Here is a 15,311-nt window from a genome sequence, read left to right as displayed (position 1 = left end):
ATGTACAAGGACTTTGAGGAAGATCCGGCCGACGCCGCAGCTCGTGTCCTGGACGCCAACTGGACCGGGCGGCACACCGTCCCGGCCACGGGCCTGTACCCCCACCAGTGGAGCTGGGACTCGGCGTTCGTCGCGATCGGCACCCGGCACCGCGCACCGGCGCGCGCCCGGGCGGAGCTGGTCACGCTCCTCGACGCCCAGTGGCCCGACGGGCGGGTGCCCCAGATCGTCTACGACGTCGACCGCGACGACGACTACGCGCCCGGCGCGGGGTTCTGGGGGGCGGCGACCTCCGGGCTGGTGCAGCCACCGGTGCACGCCTGGGCCGCATGGCTGGTGCACTGCGCCGACCCGGCCGGGTCCGCCCGGGAGAACTTCCTCGCGCGCGTGTACCCCCGCCTCGCCCGCTGGCACGAGTATCTGCACGGGCCGCGTGCCGGCCGCGTCGGCCTGCCGGTGACCAAGCATCCGTGGGAGACCGGGACGGACAACTCACCCCTGTGGGACGCCGCCCTCGAACGCGTGCCGCCGGAGGCGCGCACCGTCATCCGACGGCTCGACCTGCAGCACGCCGACACCGGCGAACGCCCCGGCAGCCGCGACTACCGGCGCTACTACCGCCTCGCCGAGGCATATCGCGACGCCGGCTGCTCCGACGACGTCCCGGTCGGCTTCGCCATGGTGTGTCCCCTGTTCAGCACGCTGCTGGTGGTCTCGGAGGTCGCCCTGGCCCGGATGGCGGAGGTGCTGCCCGACGGCGGGGGCGGGCAGCCATTGCCCGACGGCGGGGGCGCCGGGCGGGCCGGCGCGCACGAGGCGGCCGCCGCCCGCCTCGTCGCCGCGCTGGACGAGCACCTGTGGGACGAGGAGCTGGGGCTCTACGTGGCGCTCGACGACACGACCGGGGAGCGCGTGCGGCGGGCGACGGTGAACGGCCTCGTCCCGCTGCTGCTCGCCGAGGAGCTGGCGCAGGCCGCAGCGCCGGCGGCGCTGCCCCCGGGCCGTACCGACCGCCTGCTCGCGTCCCTCACCGGCCCGGGTTTTCTCGGCGGCGGCCGGTACCTGCCGAGCGCCTCGCGCGATGACCCGGCGTTCGACCCCGCCCTGTACTGGCGAGGGCCGGCGTGGTTCAACATGTCGTGGCTGCTGCTGCGCGCCGTCCGGCAGCTGGGCCGGGACGACCTGGCCGCCCGCCTGCGCGCGCACTTCGACGCCGCCGCGCCGCAGGGGTTCCCCGAGTACACGGATCCCGACACCGGCGTCGGCCGCGGGACGCGCCAGTTCTCCTGGACCGCAGCCCTGACCCTGGACGTGCTGCTCTCGAACGAGTCGACCGTCCTCCCGGACCCGGCCCGACCCTGACCGGGCCCGGCCCAGCCCGGCCGCGCGATGGTGCCCACAGCAGAAGGCCCCGGCTCCCACAGGGGGAACCGGGGCCTTCTCGCGATCAGGCGATCAGCTGGGCCGAAGCTCAGCCGGCGACGACCTGGACGCCGATCTTGGCCGACACCTCGGGGTGCAGGCGGATCGACACGGTGTAGTCACCGGTCGTCTTGATGGACTGACCGATCTCGATCTTGCGCTTGTCGACCGACGGGCCACCGGCAGCGGCAACCGCACCGGCGATGTCCGCCGTGGTCACCGCGCCGAACAGACGGCCACCGGGGCCGGCGTTCGCCGTGACGACGACCGGCTTCGCGGACAGCGAGGAGGCCAGGGCCTTCGCGTCGTCCAGCGAGGCGATCTCGCGGGTCTTGCGAGCCTTGCGGATCGCGTTGATGTCGGACTCGGCGCCCTTGGTCCACGGGGTCGCCAGCGAGCGCGGGATGAGGAAGTTACGGGCGTACCCGTCCTTCACCTCGACCACGTCGCCGGGCTCGCCCAGGCCGGTCACCTCGTGGGTCAGGATCAGCTTTGCCATTGTTCTCGATCCTTTCCTCAGCGAGCCGTCGACGTGTACGGCAGCAGGGCCATCTCGCGGGCGTTCTTCACGGCCTTCGCGATCTGACGCTGCTCCTGGACGGAGACGCCGGTGACGCGACGGGCACGGATCTTTCCGCGGTCGGAGATGAACTTGCGCAGCAGCGCCGTGTCCTTGTAGTCGATGTTGGCGATCTTCGCGGACTTCAGCGGGTTGATCTTCTTCTTGGGCTTGCGCACCACAGGCTTCGCCATGGTGTTGCTCCTTCGTCAGGTGCTGCTCACGAGGCCTGGCGGGCCGCGTCAGCAAAAAAGGTGAACTGGGGGGTGCCGATCAGAACGGCGGGTCGTCCGAGAACGAGCCGCCCGACGACGCCGGGCCTGCCGTGGCCCACGGGTCGTCATTGCTCTGACCGCCACCGGAAGAGCTGAATCCTCCACCGGAGCCGCCGCCCTGCTGGCCGCCGCCTCCGTTGTAGCCACCACCGCCGCCACCGAAGCCGCCGCCACCGGACCGCTGGGCCCGGGTGACCTTGGCCGTGGCGTAGCGCAGGGACGGACCGATCTCGTCCACCTGCAGCTCGACGACGGTGCGCTTCTCGCCCTCACGGGTCTCGTAGGAGCGCTGGACCAGGCGACCCTGCGCGATGACGCGCGTGCCCTTGGTCAGCGACTCCGCGACGCTCTCCGCGGCCTCGCGCCAGATCGAGCAGCGCATGAACAGGGTCTCCCCGTCCTTCCACTCGTTGCTCTGGCGGTCGAAGGTGCGCGGGGTCGACGCCACCGTGAAGTTGGCGACCGCCGCACCGGAAGGGGTGAAGCGCAGCTCAGGGTCCCCGGTCAGGTTCCCGATCACTGTGATGACAGTTTCACCAGCCATGCCAATTCCTCGATTCAGTCGACGTTCCGCACGCGTTGTCCGTGCTCGCGGTGAATGCAACCACGAACCACTGACACTCGCGCGGGCGTAGGAGGTTCAGTTCCGACGACTTACTTGTCGCCGGTGCGCAGGATCTTGGTCCGGAGCACGACCTCGTTGAGGCCGAGCTGACGGTCCAGCTCCTTGGCGGTGTCCGACGTCGCGGTGAAGTCGACGACGGCGTAGATGCCCTCGGACTTCTTCGAGATGTCGAACGCCAGGCGGCGGCGGCCCCAGATGTCCACCTTGTCGACGGAGCCACCCTCGGTCGTGATGACCGACAGGTACTTGTCGAGCGACGGGGCAACGGTGCGCTCCTCGACCTCCGGGTCCAGGATCACCATCAGTTCGTACTGACGCATGTGTATACCCACCTCCTCTGGTCTCAGCGGTCACGGTCGTTCCGTGACAGGAGGGTTCACAGCAAGGGCCAAGCCTACCCGCCCTGTGGACAACGGCGGAATCGAGCGCGCGAGAGCCCTCTCACACCGTCCACGGGCACCCACGGCCCGCGGCTCCGGGCCGGGCAGCCGAACGGCCGAGGGGCCGCCTCCCGCAGGAGACGGCCCCTCGGCCGTGTTCGTCAGAGGACGGTTACGGGCTGCCGTTCCCGTTGCCGCCTCCACCGCCGCCACCGGGGCCTCCGGTCGGCTCCTCGGTCGGGAGCCCGATGTCGCTCGGACCCGACGAGACAATCACCTGCACCCGCGTGCCCACCGGCACCTGGGCGCCCTCGTTCGGGTTTACGGAGATGACGGTGCCCTCAGCGACGTCCTCGGACGGCTGGTACTCGATCTGTGGATCGAGCCCCGCGGCCCGGAGCTGCCCGCGAGCATTGTTCTCGTCACCGCCCACCAGGCCGTTCGGCACGTTGACGGTGTCCTCGTCCGGTCCGGTCGATACCTCGACCCTGATGCTGCTCCCGCGCTTGACCTCCTGGCCCTCCTTCTCCACGGAGAGCACCGTGCCCGGGGGCTGGTCGCTCGGGACCTGCACGAGCTGGGGCTGGACGCCGGCCCCGGAGAGCACCGCGGCCGCAGACGGGAACTGCTGACCGACGAGCCCGGTCGGGACCATCACCTTGTCGTTCGGGTCGTCGGACACCGTCGGCGACGGGGTCGGCGTCGGGGTCGGCGAGGGCGGCGGGGCCGGCGGCGTGTACTCCGGGAACTTCTCGACCTCCATGCCCTCGGTCACGGCCTGCATGTACTGGGTCCAGGCCGTGACGGGCCACGTACCACCGGTGATGCTGCCACCGGCCCACTGGCCGAAGGGCGTGATCTCGGCCTGGGCGACGCCGTCCTCGGCCGTCTGGTAGAGCCCGACCACCGTGGCGAGCTGCGGGATGTAGCCGGCGAACCACGCCGACTTGTTGCCGTTGGTGGATCCGGTCTTGCCGGCGACCGGACGCTGCGTGCCGTCCGGGCCCACGAGCTCCTTCGCGGGCTGGCCCGAACCCTCGTTGACGACCTGCTCCATCGCGTAGGTGGCCTTGGCCATCACCTCGGGGTCGATGGCCTCCGTCGTCTCCCCGCTGAACTCGTAGATCAGGTCCTCGCCGTTCTTCACCGACGTGACCATGTGCGTCTCGTGGTGTGTGCCCTGCGCGGCGAACGTGGCATACGCCCCCGCCAGGTCGACCGCACGCACCGGTTCCGTGCCGAGCACGTTGGACAGCGTGGCGTTGGTGTCCTTCTCGGGGATGCCCGCCCGGATCGCGACCTCCTGCGACTTCTTCGCCCCGATCTTGACGTTGAGCTGTGCGTACACCGTGTTCACGGAGTTCGCCGTGGCGTCGATCAGGTCGATGTCGCCGTACGACTCACCGCCCGACCCCTCGGGGCCGAAGTTGGTGAGCTCCACCTCGGGGCCGCCCGCTTCCTTGGTCCAGCCCGGGATCTGCATCGGGCTGTTGCCGTTGTAGTACTCGTTGAGCTCGTGGCCCTCCTCGAGCGCGCCGATCAGGGTGAACGGCTTGAACGTCGATCCGGGCTGCGCCTTGCCGTCGGTCGCGGAGTTGTACTGGACCTCTTCGTAGTTCTTGCCGCCGTAGAGGGCGCGGATCGAGCCGTCCTTGGGGTCGATCGACACGATCGAGACGCCGAGCCGCTTCGACGCGGGAGCCTCCCCGTCGTACGGGATGGTCTTGGCGGCCTCGACCGCCGCCTTCTGGAACTTCGAGTTGATCGTGGTGCGGATCTCATAACCGTTGTTCATGAGGTCCTCCTCACCGATGCCCTCGTCGGCGAGCTCCTTGCGGACCTCCTCCAGCAGGTAGCCCACCTGGCCGGCGCGCGAGGCCGGCTTGTACTCGATGGGCTCCGGGAAGGTGGCGGAGCTGCGCTCCTCCTGGGTGATGTAACCCATGTCGGCCATGTTCCGCAGCACACGGGCCCACTTCTGCTCCGCGACAGCCTTCGACTCCTCGCCGAAGCGCGGGTCCCAGTAGGACGGCGACGGGATGATGCCCACCAGCATCGCGGTCTCCGAGACGGTGAGCTCGGCCGCGGGCTTGTTGAAGTAGGCCTTCGCCGCCGCCTCGAACCCGTAGGCACCGCGGCCCAGGTAGATGCTGTTGACGTACCCCTCGAGGATCTCGTCCTTCGTCTTCTCCTGGTCCACCTTGAGTGCCAGGATGATCTCGCGGAACTTGTCCGCGTAGGACGACTGCCCGGGCTGGTAGTACGTGTTCTCGACGTACTGCTGCGTCAGCGTGGACGCGCCCTGCCGGCCGCCGCCGGTCACGTTGCTGATGAACGCCCGGACGATGCCCACCGGGTCGACGCCCATGTGGTCCTCGAAGCCCTGGTCCTCGGACGCCACCACGGCCTGGCCGACGTACGGCGGCAGCTCGTCGAGCGTCCGGATCGTCCGGTCGACGGCCGCGAACTTCCCCATCACCTTGCCGTCCTCGTAGTAGACGGTGGTGGTCTCCGAGCCGATCTCGGCGCGCGCGTCCGGCACCGGCCAGCCGATCCACCCGGCGGTGAACACGCCGACGGCGAGCGAGAGCAGGGTCAGCCCGGTGCCGACGACCACGCGCCAGGACGGGATCCACGCGCGCAGGCCCGTACGGTGCGGCCGGGGGTAGTTCCAGATGCCACGCCGGCGTCGGGGCGTCTGCGGCCAGATCGGAGTAGGACTCCAGTTCGCCACGTCTTCCTCGTTCCTCGAATCGGTCCAGCGAGAGCGCCGGACAGGGTCCAGTGAGGGCACTGAACCGTCGAAACGATAGAGGATCGATGTTGGCAGCAAGTAGCACAAACGCGGTTTCTCTGTGTACGCCCCGTGTCCGAGACACAGGTCTCAACGGGCTCTGCCAGCACTTTTCGGGCCTTTTCACCCGGTACTTCACCCGACGCCGGCAGAGCCCGCCCGACCCCCTACCCGAAGATGCCTCCGCCGTCCCCGGACGGGTCGTCGGTCGGGTCGTCACCTGACCCGGTGGAGATCACGAGGGTCACCTCGCTGCCCTTCGGCACCTCGGAGCCCTCGCCCGGGTCCACCGAGATCACCGAGCCCTCGGGCACGGTGTCCGACGGCGCCTCCTGGATCACCGGCGTGAGCTCCGCGTCCTGGAGCTGCTGCTCGGCGTCGCCCTGCTCCCGGTTGGTCAGGCCCCACGGCACCGTGGTGGTCTCCACTTCGGCCTGGGACCCGTTGGAGACCTGGACCTCGATCTCCGAGTTCCGGTCGACCTCCTCACCCGCGTGCTCGACGGCGAGCACGGTGCCCGGGGGCTCGGCGCTGTCCACGTCCACCTGCACGGGCACGAGCTGCAGCCCGCCGAGCACCGCCGCGACGGCCGCGAACTGCTGGTTGACCAGGTTGTCGGGCACCACGACCGTCTCCTCGGGCTCCTCGGAGGGGCTCGTGGACGGCGACGGCGTCTCGGAGGGCTCCGGCGCCGGCGGCGTGTACTCGGGGAGGGGCAGGACGTCCATACCCTCGGTGGCCTTGAGCATGTAGGCGGTCCACGCCGTGACCGGCCAGGTACCACCGGTGATCTGCTCGTAGCCGCCGAACGGCTTGATCTGCTCGTACCTGTTCGCGTCGGTGTTGTACTCGTAGAGACCGACGACGGTGGTGAGCTGCGGCACGAAGCCGGCGAACCACGCCGACATGTTGTCGTTCGAGGAGCCGGTCTTTCCGGCGGCCGGCCGCTCGAGCTCCAGCGCCGGCATGCCGGACCCCTCCTCGACGACCTTGCTCATCGCGTACGTCGCCGCGGCCATGACCTCGGGGTCGAACATCTCCTCGCTGGTGCTCGAGCCCTCGTAGATCAGCTCTTCGCCGTTCTTCACCTCGACCACCATGTGCGGCGTGGTGCGGTAACCCTGGGCGGCGATGGTGGAGTAGGCGTGCGCCAGGTCGACGTTGGTCACGTAGGCGGTGCCGAGCACGTTGGCCAGGTTGCCGCCGATGGCGCAGCAGTCGCGGGTGTCCGGGTCGTCATCGGCCTGCGGGATGCCGAGGTCGTAGCCGACCTGCGCCGTCGCCTCCGGGCCGATGTCCTTGTTGAGCTGGCCGTAGACCACGTTCACCGAGTTCGCGGTGGCGTCGACCAGGTCGAGGCTGTTCCACGAGTCGTTGTTGAAGTTGTACAGCGGCACGTCGGGGCCGTCGGGCGTCTGCTTCCAGCCCTCGATCACCGTCCCGTCGACCGCGCTGTATCTCTTGTTGAGCTGGAAGCCCTCCGTCAGCGCCCCGATCAGGGTGAACGGCTTGAACGTCGACGCGCCCTGCGCCTCGAACGTCGCGGCGTTGGTCGGGTAGACCGAGTAGTCCGGGCCGCCGTACATCGCCTTGATCTCGCCCGTCGCCGGGTCGATCGACGTCAGCGACGCGCGCGCGTACTTGCTCGCGTCCTCGGGCAGCTTCATGGTCTCGGCCGCGGCGGCCTGCATCTTGCGGTCGATCGACGTGTGGATCTCGTAGCCCATCTTGGTGAGCTGGTCGGCCGCGATGCCCTTCCGGTCGAGCTCGTTGGCCACCTGCTCCAGCAGGTAGGCGGTGCGGTTGTCACCGGAGCCCTGGGTGTACTTGACGAGCTTGGGGTACTCGGCGGCGTTCTGGTCGTCCTGCGTGATGTAGCCCTGCTCCACCATCAGCCTCAGCGTGCGCTCCCAGCGCGCCTTCGCCTGCGCCTCGGCGCCCTCGCCCTGCCGCGGGTCCCAGTAGGTCGGGTTCGGGATGATGCCCGCGAGGAACGCGGACTCCGAGATGGTCATCTCCTTGGCCGAGTGCCCGAAGTACGCCTGCGACGCGGCCTCGACGCCATAAGCACCACGACCCAGGTAGATGGTGTTGACGTACCCCTCCAGCACCTGGTCCTTGGACTGCTGCTGCGTCACCTTGAGGGCGATGATCGCTTCCTTGAGCTTGGTCGCGTACGTCGCGTACTCCACGCCCACGTAGTAGTTCTCGACGTACTGCTGCGTCAGCGTCGACGCGCCCTGCCGGTCGCCGCCGGTCACGTTGTTGAGCGCCGCACGGGCGATGCCCAGGGGGTTGATCCCCATGTGGGTCCGGAAGCTCTGGTCCTCCGACGAGATGATCGCCTCCGTCACCTGCGGCGGGAGGTCGGCCAGGGCCACGATCGTGCGGTCCTGCGCGGCGAACTTCCCGAGCGGCTTGCCGTCGGAGTAGTACACGGTCGTCGTCTCGGAGCGCACCGTGTCCAGCTCGCCGGGGACGGGGACGCTGACCCAGGCGGCCATCAGGACGCCGGCGACGAGCGACGTTCCGGTGAGCAGCGTTCCCACGACGAACCGCCACGACGGGATCCACGCACGGATCCCGGTGCGGTACGGCCGGGGATAGTTCCAGATCCCCTCCCGGCGCCGGGGCGTCTGCGGCCAGATCGGAGGGGGACTCCAGTTCGACACAACAGCCTCTTCCTCGTTCGGACTCGGAGCCCGCCGGTGTGCGGTCGACGCACCTGCCACGGCGGACCACCCGAAACCATAGGGGATTCACCCTCTAGCGCAGTAGCCGGATCCGTCCACATCACCCCACGCGTGATATTTCACCGCATGGTCAGCCCAGTCCGTCTGCCCTCACTTCACATTTCTTTCACCTCTGCGATGGAACCCCCGCACGACCGCGACGGATTGCGCACCGACGGCACCATGCTTATTCTCTCGATGTATCGACTCGATACATCGTGTAGAAGAAGTTGACCCGGCCTACCGGGTTCTTCCGGGGAGGAGGTCGCCGTGCGTAGTCGGTCCGACGTGCTGGAGACCGCCGTCCTCGGCCTCCTCAACGAGTCCCCGTTGCACGGCTACGAGCTCCGCAAGCGCCTCAACCTGGTGCTGGGCTCGTTCCGTGCCTTCTCTTACGGCACGCTCTACCCGGCCCTGAAGGGCCTGGTCACACGCGGTCTGATCGCGACCACCGAGAGCGAGCCGACGCCGCCGGCACCCCGCAAGGGGAAGGCCGGGATCCCCGGCCGGACCGCCAAACCCATGCCCCTCGGACGCCGTCGTGTGGTCTACGAGCTGACCGCCGAGGGCAAGGAGCACCTCCAGTCCGTCCTGGCCAGCGCCGGGCCCGCGGCCTGGGAGGACGACAACTTCGACGTGCGGTTCGCCCTCTTCGGGCAGACCGACACGGAAACCCGTCTCCGCGTGCTGGAGGGCCGGCGCACCCGGCTGACCGAGCGCCTGGAGACCCTTCGGGAGTCGACGACGCACCCGCGTTCGCGGCTCGACGAATATGCGCTCGAGCTCCGGCGCTTCGGGCTCGAGAAGGTCGAGCGCGAGGTGCACTGGCTCGACAGCCTCATCTCCACCGAGCGGGGACGCGCCGCGGCGCAGAGCCCCGCACCGCAGCAGGAACAAACGAAGAAGGAGCGAGGATGACCTCCATCCGCGTGGGCATCGTCGGCGTAGGAAACTGCGCCTCGTCCCTGGTCCAGGGCGTGCACTACTACCGTGACGCCGACCCGGCGAGCACCGTCCCGGGCCTCATGCACGTGCAGTTCGGCGACTACCACGTGTCGGACCTCGAGTTCGTCGCGGCGTTCGACGTCGACGCGAAGAAGGTCGGGTTCGACCTGGCCGAGGCCATCAACGCGTCCGAGAACAACACCATCAAGATCGCCGACGTCCCGCCGACCGGCGTGACGGTCCAGCGGGGCCCGACCCTCGACGGCCTCGGCGACTACTACCGCGCCACGATCGACGAGTCCACGAAGGAGGCCGTCGACGTCGTCGCCGCGCTGCGCGCCGCCGAGGTCGACGTGCTCGTCTGCTACCTGCCGGTGGGCTCCGAGGAGGCCGCCAAGTTCTACGCGCAGTGCGCGATCGAGGCCGGTGTCGCGTTCGTGAACGCCCTGCCGGTGTTCATCGCGTCCGACCCCGAGTGGGCCGCGAAGTTCGAGGAGGCCGGCGTGCCGATCGTCGGCGACGACATCAAGTCGCAGGTCGGCGCCACGATCACGCACCGCGTGCTGGCCAAGCTGTTCGAGGAGCGCGGCGTCGTCCTCGACCGCACCTACCAGCTCAACGTGGGCGGCAACATGGATTTCAAGAACATGCTGCAGCGCGACCGGCTGGAGTCGAAGAAGCTGTCCAAGACGCAGGCCGTGACGTCCAACCTCACCGGCCCCCTGGCCGGCAAGAAGGAGGACCGCAACGTCCACATCGGCCCGTCGGACTACGTCGCCTGGCTCGACGACCGCAAGTGGGCGTACGTGCGGCTCGAGGGCCGCGCCTTCGGCGAGGTGCCGCTCAACCTGGAGTACAAGCTCGAGGTGTGGGACTCGCCCAACTCCGCGGGCATCATCATCGACGCGGTGCGGGCGGCCAAGATCGCGAAGGACCGCGGCGTGGGCGGCCCGATCCTGTCGGCGGCGACCTACTTCATGAAGTCCCCGCCCGTGCAGATGGAGGACACCGCGGGCCGGGCCCAGCTGGAGGCTTTCATCCGCGGTGACATCGAGCGCTGACGCGGAGTGCAGCGCAGGCTGGAGGCCGAGGAACGAGGCATCCGGCCGGAGCGGAACGCAGCGTCAGCGCGACCAGAAGCGTTCGAGAGGTGACACGGAGCGCCTGACGCGCCGGACGCCCGCCCGGCCGGCCGCCCTGTCGATACCCAGACCTCGACAGGGCGGCCGCCGGACGGGCGACCTACTTCGTGGGACCGCCTGTCACAGCGCGGTCAGCCCGAAGTTGTAGACCGTCGTCTGGCCCGCGATGATCTGGGCCTTCTTGGTCGCCGGGACGTACCCGTCGGCCGAGACGGTCACCTGCAGCGGGGCGTTCGACTTCTGCATCCAGTACGAGTACGTACCTTCGGCGTCGGTCCGCAGCACCACGTCGTACGAGACGCCGTCGAGGGAGACGACCGCGTCCTCGATCGGCGCGCCGCCGCCGCTCACCGTGCCCGTGATCTTGCCCCAACCCGCGGGCGCCTTCACCGACATGGTCGCCGTCACCGGGGTGACGTCGTACGGCGTGTTGTTCCCGATGTTGATCGACGCCGTGTAGGTGCCCGGCTGGTCGACGGCGGCCGTGATGGTCGCCACCGCGGTCACGCTCTTGCCCGGCGCCAGGGTGAACGACGGCGGCTGGACGTCCAGCCACTCGACGCCACCACCGCTGCCGGCCACCTCACCGGTCACGTCGATGACCAGGTTGGAGTCCGGGAAGCCCAGGCTGTCGGCGGTGGTCGGCTCCGGCGTACCGCAGCCGTCCGAGGCGAGGTAGGTCGGGCTCGTCTCCGCGGCGGGGTTGCCGCCCACGTAGATGGCCGCGCCCGCGACCTCGACCACCAGGATGTCGTCCGGGGCGATGGTCGCCGAGGCGTCGATCGGCACCGTGTACCAGGAGCCGAAGTCGTCGGTCACGGTGACCTGGCCCGACCCGATCGGGGTCAGGTTGGCGTACGTGAACGCGCCCGAGAGCGTGTAGAGGGTGACGGTTGCCGTGGTCGACGGCGTGGCCACCTCCTGGATCCCGAACGTGACGCTGGTCGGCTGGAAGCCGGCCGTGATGCCGAAGTCACCCGGGGTGTAGGTGCGCAGCAGCTTGGTGATGCCCGACGGGCAGGCCACCGAGCTCGCCGCGACGATCTCGTGCGAGGTCGAGTGCGACAGGACCACCTCGTCGGCGGCCACGTCCGGGTAGGCCGCCGCGGCGACCTGGCCCGTCGCGGCGCCTGCGGAACCGCTGCTGCGCAGCCCGGTGAGCTTGCTGCCGCCGGACGAGAACGGCAGCTTGGCCGCCGTCGCCTTGCCCTGGACACCCTTCACGACGCCGCTCGTGGACGCGGTGTCGCCACCGAGCACGACGTACTCGCCGCCGCGCGCAGCCAGGTCCACCTCGGCCGGCGCGGAGCCGGTGTTGGTGATCTTGATGTTGCGCGACGCGGAGCCGCCGATCGCCAGGCTGGCGTCGATGGCGGTCTTCGAGACCGTCAGCTTGCCGGCCTTGAGCTGCGCGCTCACGGTGACGTCGGAACCCTCGCCGACCACGGACGCGCTCTTGGTGGCCGATTGGTAGTCGTCCGCCGCGATCTCGACCGCGTAGTCGCCCAGGCTCACCAGGGTGGAGTAGGTGCCGTCCGCCGCGGTGGTCGCGGTGACCTCCGTGCCGTCCGCCGAGGTCAGGGTGACGTCGGCGCCCTCGATCGGCTCCTGCGTGTTGTAGTCCTCGACCACGCCCGCCACCGTGGCGACCGGCGGGGCGTCGAACGCGATCGACAGACCCTCGGACAGCACCGCGGAGTTGTACGAGAACTGCGTGGCGACGGTACCGCTCGCGTTCTCCACACCGATGGTGGCCGAGTTGCCCTTCGCGCCGGCGGAGTCGGTCACGGCCCCGTACCCGAAGGTCACGTCACCGTTGGCCAGCAGCGTCACCGAGAAGTTGAGCCGGTCGGTCGCTTCGTCGTACTTCCGGATGTTGCGCCACTCCAGCACGTAGGCGTCCACGCCGTCGACCGTGGTCGTCGCCGAGTACAGGCCGGCGGCCGAGTCGAGGTTGAGGTCGTCCCAGTACGGGTAGAGCGCCGCGTTGGGCACGGCCGCCGACGGGATCGTCGTGTTGGCGTACGAGGTGGTGGCGGCCAGGAAGTTGATGTGGCCGTTGGTCGTCACGAACGCCCGCGCGTACTCCTCGCCGTAGAACGGGAAGGAGAACGGCAGGTTCACGGACGTCGACGCGTCGTCGCCCGACAGGGTCACGCGGGTGTCGCCCTGGCGGTAGTCGGCGGTCGTGACCGAGCACGAGTAGCCGCCGGCGTCGACGTTCGGGACGATCGCGATGTCCACGTCCTCCGCGCCGTCGACCACGAGCTCGCCGTCGTACGGAGCGGCGCAACCGCCCAGCTGGACGGACAGCGAGTAGGTGCCCTCGGGCACGTCGGCGAACGCGAACGTGCCGTCCGCACCGGTCGTGACCGGCTCGAACGGTGAGCCGCGGAGCGTGACCGGCGTGCCGGCGACCGGCTCGCCCGAGCCCTCGAGCTCGACCGTGCCCGTGACGGCGTGGCGCGGGGCCGACTCCAGGGTGATGGTGACCGTCTCGGTCTCGTCCACGTCCACCGTCACGGCGGCGGGCGCCGAGGTGAGGTAGCCGAAGGCCGAGGCCGACACGCTGTAGTCGCCCGCGAGGACCGCGGCCGACCAGGCGCCGGACTCGTCCGTGGAGACCGTCCGGTCCCGCTCGCCGTCCACGACGACCGACGCGTTCGCGATCGGCGCGCCGGAGGCGTCCACGACGGTGCCCGAGACGGTGCCGGTACCGGCCGTCGGAGCGGCGTCCACGAGCGCGGCGACGTCGAGCTTGCCCTCGCCCCAGACGTTGTTGCGCTCCGGGGTACCGCCGCACGAGAGGTCCTCGGTGTCGACGGCGGTCTCGTCGAGGAGCGCGATGGTGCCCTCGATGTCGCCGACCAGCGACGGGGCGGCGCTCCACAGCAGCGCGATGGCGCCCGCGAGGTGCGGGGTGGCCATGGACGTACCGCTGTAGTTCGCGTAGCCACCACCGGGGATGGAGGAACGCACGTTCACACCCGGGGCCGCGATGTTCGGCAGCAGGGTGCCGTCACGCCCCGGACCACGCGCCGAGAACGACGCGATGGCACCGTTCACGTCGAACGCGCCGACCGAGTAGGTGTGCGTGAACGTGCCGGGGAACCGGCCGGACTCGCAGGACGGGCCCTCGTTGCCGCCGGCCCAGGCGCCGAAGATGCCCGCGGCGTTCCAGGCCTGCGTCTCGGCGCTCATCCAGTCCTGGGGCAGGTTCACGCCCGGCGGGATGCCCCACGAGTTGCTGACCACGTGCGGCCGCTTCGACGGGTCCGCGTCGCTGCCGTCCGTGCGGGTCGGAGCGAGGAACCACTGCGCGTTGGCGAGGTAGTCGTCCCACTCGCAGCCGGCGTTGTCGATGCAGTTCGAGGCGATCCAGGTGGCGTCGGGCGCGACGCCGATCTGGTTGGTGCCCGTGCCGCCGACGATGGTGCCCATGGTGTGGGTACCGTGCTCGCCGGAGTCGCAGGGGGCGCCGCCGCCGCAGGTGTCGGGGATGTCGAAGTAGTTGTAGTCGTTGTCGTACGTACCGTCGGCGTTGTACCCGCGGTACTTGCTCTGCAGCGCCGGGTGCGTGCCGTCCACGCCGGTGTCGAAGTTCGCCACCACGATGCCGGCGCCGGTGTAGCCCTGCTCCCACACCTCGGGTGCGTTGATCGCGTCGAGGCCCCACTCGACGGCGGCCGCGGTCTTCTCGCCGGACGGCGTCTTCTCGACCGGCTTCTCGTACTGCATGGTGATCTGCTCGTGGATGCCGGCGACCGTGCTGCTGGACGCGAGGCTCTCGGCGAGCGCGAGCGAGCCGTCGTCGACGAAGATCGCGTTGTTGATCCAGTAGCTCTGGTAGCTCGCGCCGGCCGCCGTCAGCTCCTTGGCCACCGCGGCCTGGGACTTCTTGGCCGTGGCGTGCAGCGCGTCGTAGACGAACTGACCACGCTCGTCCCAGTCGGCGATGTCCTCGGCCGGGGCCAGGTCCGCCTTGTCCGTGAACTGGATCCAGAAGTCCGCGGTCTTCTTGTCCTCGAGCTGGGCGAGGACCTTGGCGCTGAGCTTCTCCTCGGGCTCGTCGGCGGCGGCAAGGGTGGTCGTCGGGACGGTCTGGGCGAGCGCTGCTGGCGCAACGGTCACCGCTGAGGTTGCGAGGAGCGCGAGCGCCGTTGTGACGGCGGTCGTCGCCCTCCCTGCAATTTTCCTGCGACGGTACATGGGGCCTCCATGCTCGGGCGCACCCGCTGCGTTTCGGCGGGAGCGCGCGACGGCGATCCACTTGCTGTGAACCGCCCCCTACCGTCTGCTGGACGCCTCCTGGGAACAAGGTCGATTCGCGGTCGAGCAACGGTCAGTTTCCGGTCAAGACACGGGCGAAGCCCGGCGGCCGCCCTTGTCAAGAGTCCGGAATTGATTTCACCCCAAGAGCCGTAAAGTTCACCCTAT

The 15,311-nt window shown here is 69.5% G+C and carries 10 protein-coding genes; 3 read left to right on the top strand and 7 right to left on the bottom strand.

The features are described from left to right. Nucleotides 1-1,362, top strand: coding sequence for an MGH1-like glycoside hydrolase domain-containing protein (locus ACZ7LE_RS01260; protein WP_470401585.1), 1,362 nt, complete (start codon nucleotides 1-3; stop codon nucleotides 1,360-1,362). 109 nt (nucleotides 1,363-1,471) lie between these two features. Here the strand turns inward: ACZ7LE_RS01260 and rplI are convergent, their stop codons facing one another. From rplI to ACZ7LE_RS01230, 6 genes are all read right to left on the bottom strand, one after another. After that, nucleotides 1,472-1,921 (bottom strand): 50S ribosomal protein L9, encoded by a 450-nt coding sequence (gene rplI / locus ACZ7LE_RS01255; RefSeq protein ID WP_020013531.1) that lies wholly within the window; start codon nucleotides 1,919-1,921, stop codon nucleotides 1,472-1,474. Nucleotides 1,922-1,938: 17 nt separating this feature from the next. Next, nucleotides 1,939-2,175 carry a 30S ribosomal protein S18 gene (gene rpsR, locus ACZ7LE_RS01250; RefSeq protein WP_020013532.1) on the bottom strand — a complete coding sequence of 79 codons (237 nt, stop codon included), beginning with the start codon at nucleotides 2,173-2,175 and terminating at the stop codon, nucleotides 1,939-1,941. A 79-nt stretch (nucleotides 2,176-2,254) separates the two neighbouring features. Beyond that, nucleotides 2,255-2,800, bottom strand: a complete 546-nt coding sequence (locus tag ACZ7LE_RS01245; RefSeq protein ID WP_036964287.1) for a single-stranded DNA-binding protein — start codon at nucleotides 2,798-2,800, stop codon at nucleotides 2,255-2,257. A gap of 110 nt (nucleotides 2,801-2,910) precedes the next feature. Further along, the gene (gene rpsF / locus ACZ7LE_RS01240) at nucleotides 2,911-3,201 is read right to left on the bottom strand and encodes a 30S ribosomal protein S6 (protein ID WP_285101724.1); all 291 of its coding nucleotides are present in this window, start codon (nucleotides 3,199-3,201) and stop codon (nucleotides 2,911-2,913) included. Nucleotides 3,202-3,433: 232 nt separating this feature from the next. Continuing rightward, complete coding sequence (locus tag ACZ7LE_RS01235) at nucleotides 3,434-5,995, bottom strand: transglycosylase domain-containing protein (protein ID WP_470401584.1); 2,562 nt, start codon at nucleotides 5,993-5,995, stop codon at nucleotides 3,434-3,436. Between the two features lie 227 nt (nucleotides 5,996-6,222). After that, nucleotides 6,223-8,604, bottom strand: a complete 2,382-nt coding sequence (locus tag ACZ7LE_RS01230; RefSeq protein WP_470401583.1) for a transglycosylase domain-containing protein — start codon at nucleotides 8,602-8,604, stop codon at nucleotides 6,223-6,225. A 453-nt stretch (nucleotides 8,605-9,057) separates the two neighbouring features. On the opposite strand from ACZ7LE_RS01230, the gene ACZ7LE_RS01225 reads away from it, so the two are divergent. Further along, on the top strand, nucleotides 9,058-9,705 hold the full coding sequence (locus ACZ7LE_RS01225) for a PadR family transcriptional regulator (RefSeq protein WP_470401582.1): 648 nt from the start codon (nucleotides 9,058-9,060) through the stop codon (nucleotides 9,703-9,705). Continuing rightward, on the top strand, nucleotides 9,702-10,793 hold the full coding sequence (locus ACZ7LE_RS01220) for an inositol-3-phosphate synthase (protein WP_020013536.1): 1,092 nt from the start codon (nucleotides 9,702-9,704) through the stop codon (nucleotides 10,791-10,793). The genes ACZ7LE_RS01225 and ACZ7LE_RS01220 overlap by 4 nt, the downstream gene beginning before the upstream one ends. Nucleotides 10,794-10,994: 201 nt before the next feature. Here ACZ7LE_RS01220 and ACZ7LE_RS01215 read toward each other — a convergent pair whose 3' ends face one another. After that, the gene (locus ACZ7LE_RS01215) at nucleotides 10,995-15,005 is read right to left on the bottom strand and encodes a carboxypeptidase regulatory-like domain-containing protein (protein ID WP_470401581.1); all 4,011 of its coding nucleotides are present in this window, start codon (nucleotides 15,003-15,005) and stop codon (nucleotides 10,995-10,997) included. Between the last annotated feature and the right edge of the window lie 306 nt (nucleotides 15,006-15,311).

Source organism: Promicromonospora sp. NPDC110617 (assembly GCF_055598465.1).
Note: the sequence above shows the minus strand (reverse complement) of the source record. Positions and strands in the feature narration are given on the sequence as shown.

Coding starts and splice junctions, on each gene's coding strand:
- ACZ7LE_RS01260 (WP_470401585.1), top strand. CDS start 1: ATGTACAAGGACTTTGAGGAAGATCCGGCCGACGCCGCAGCTCGTGTC.
- ACZ7LE_RS01220 (WP_020013536.1), top strand. CDS start 9,702: ATGACCTCCATCCGCGTGGGCATCGTCGGCGTAGGAAACTGCGCCTCG.
- rpsF (WP_285101724.1), bottom strand. CDS start 3,201: ATGCGTCAGTACGAACTGATGGTGATCCTGGACCCGGAGGTCGAGGAG.
- ACZ7LE_RS01245 (WP_036964287.1), bottom strand. CDS start 2,800: ATGGCTGGTGAAACTGTCATCACAGTGATCGGGAACCTGACCGGGGAC.
- rpsR (WP_020013532.1), bottom strand. CDS start 2,175: ATGGCGAAGCCTGTGGTGCGCAAGCCCAAGAAGAAGATCAACCCGCTG.
- rplI (WP_020013531.1), bottom strand. CDS start 1,921: ATGGCAAAGCTGATCCTGACCCACGAGGTGACCGGCCTGGGCGAGCCC.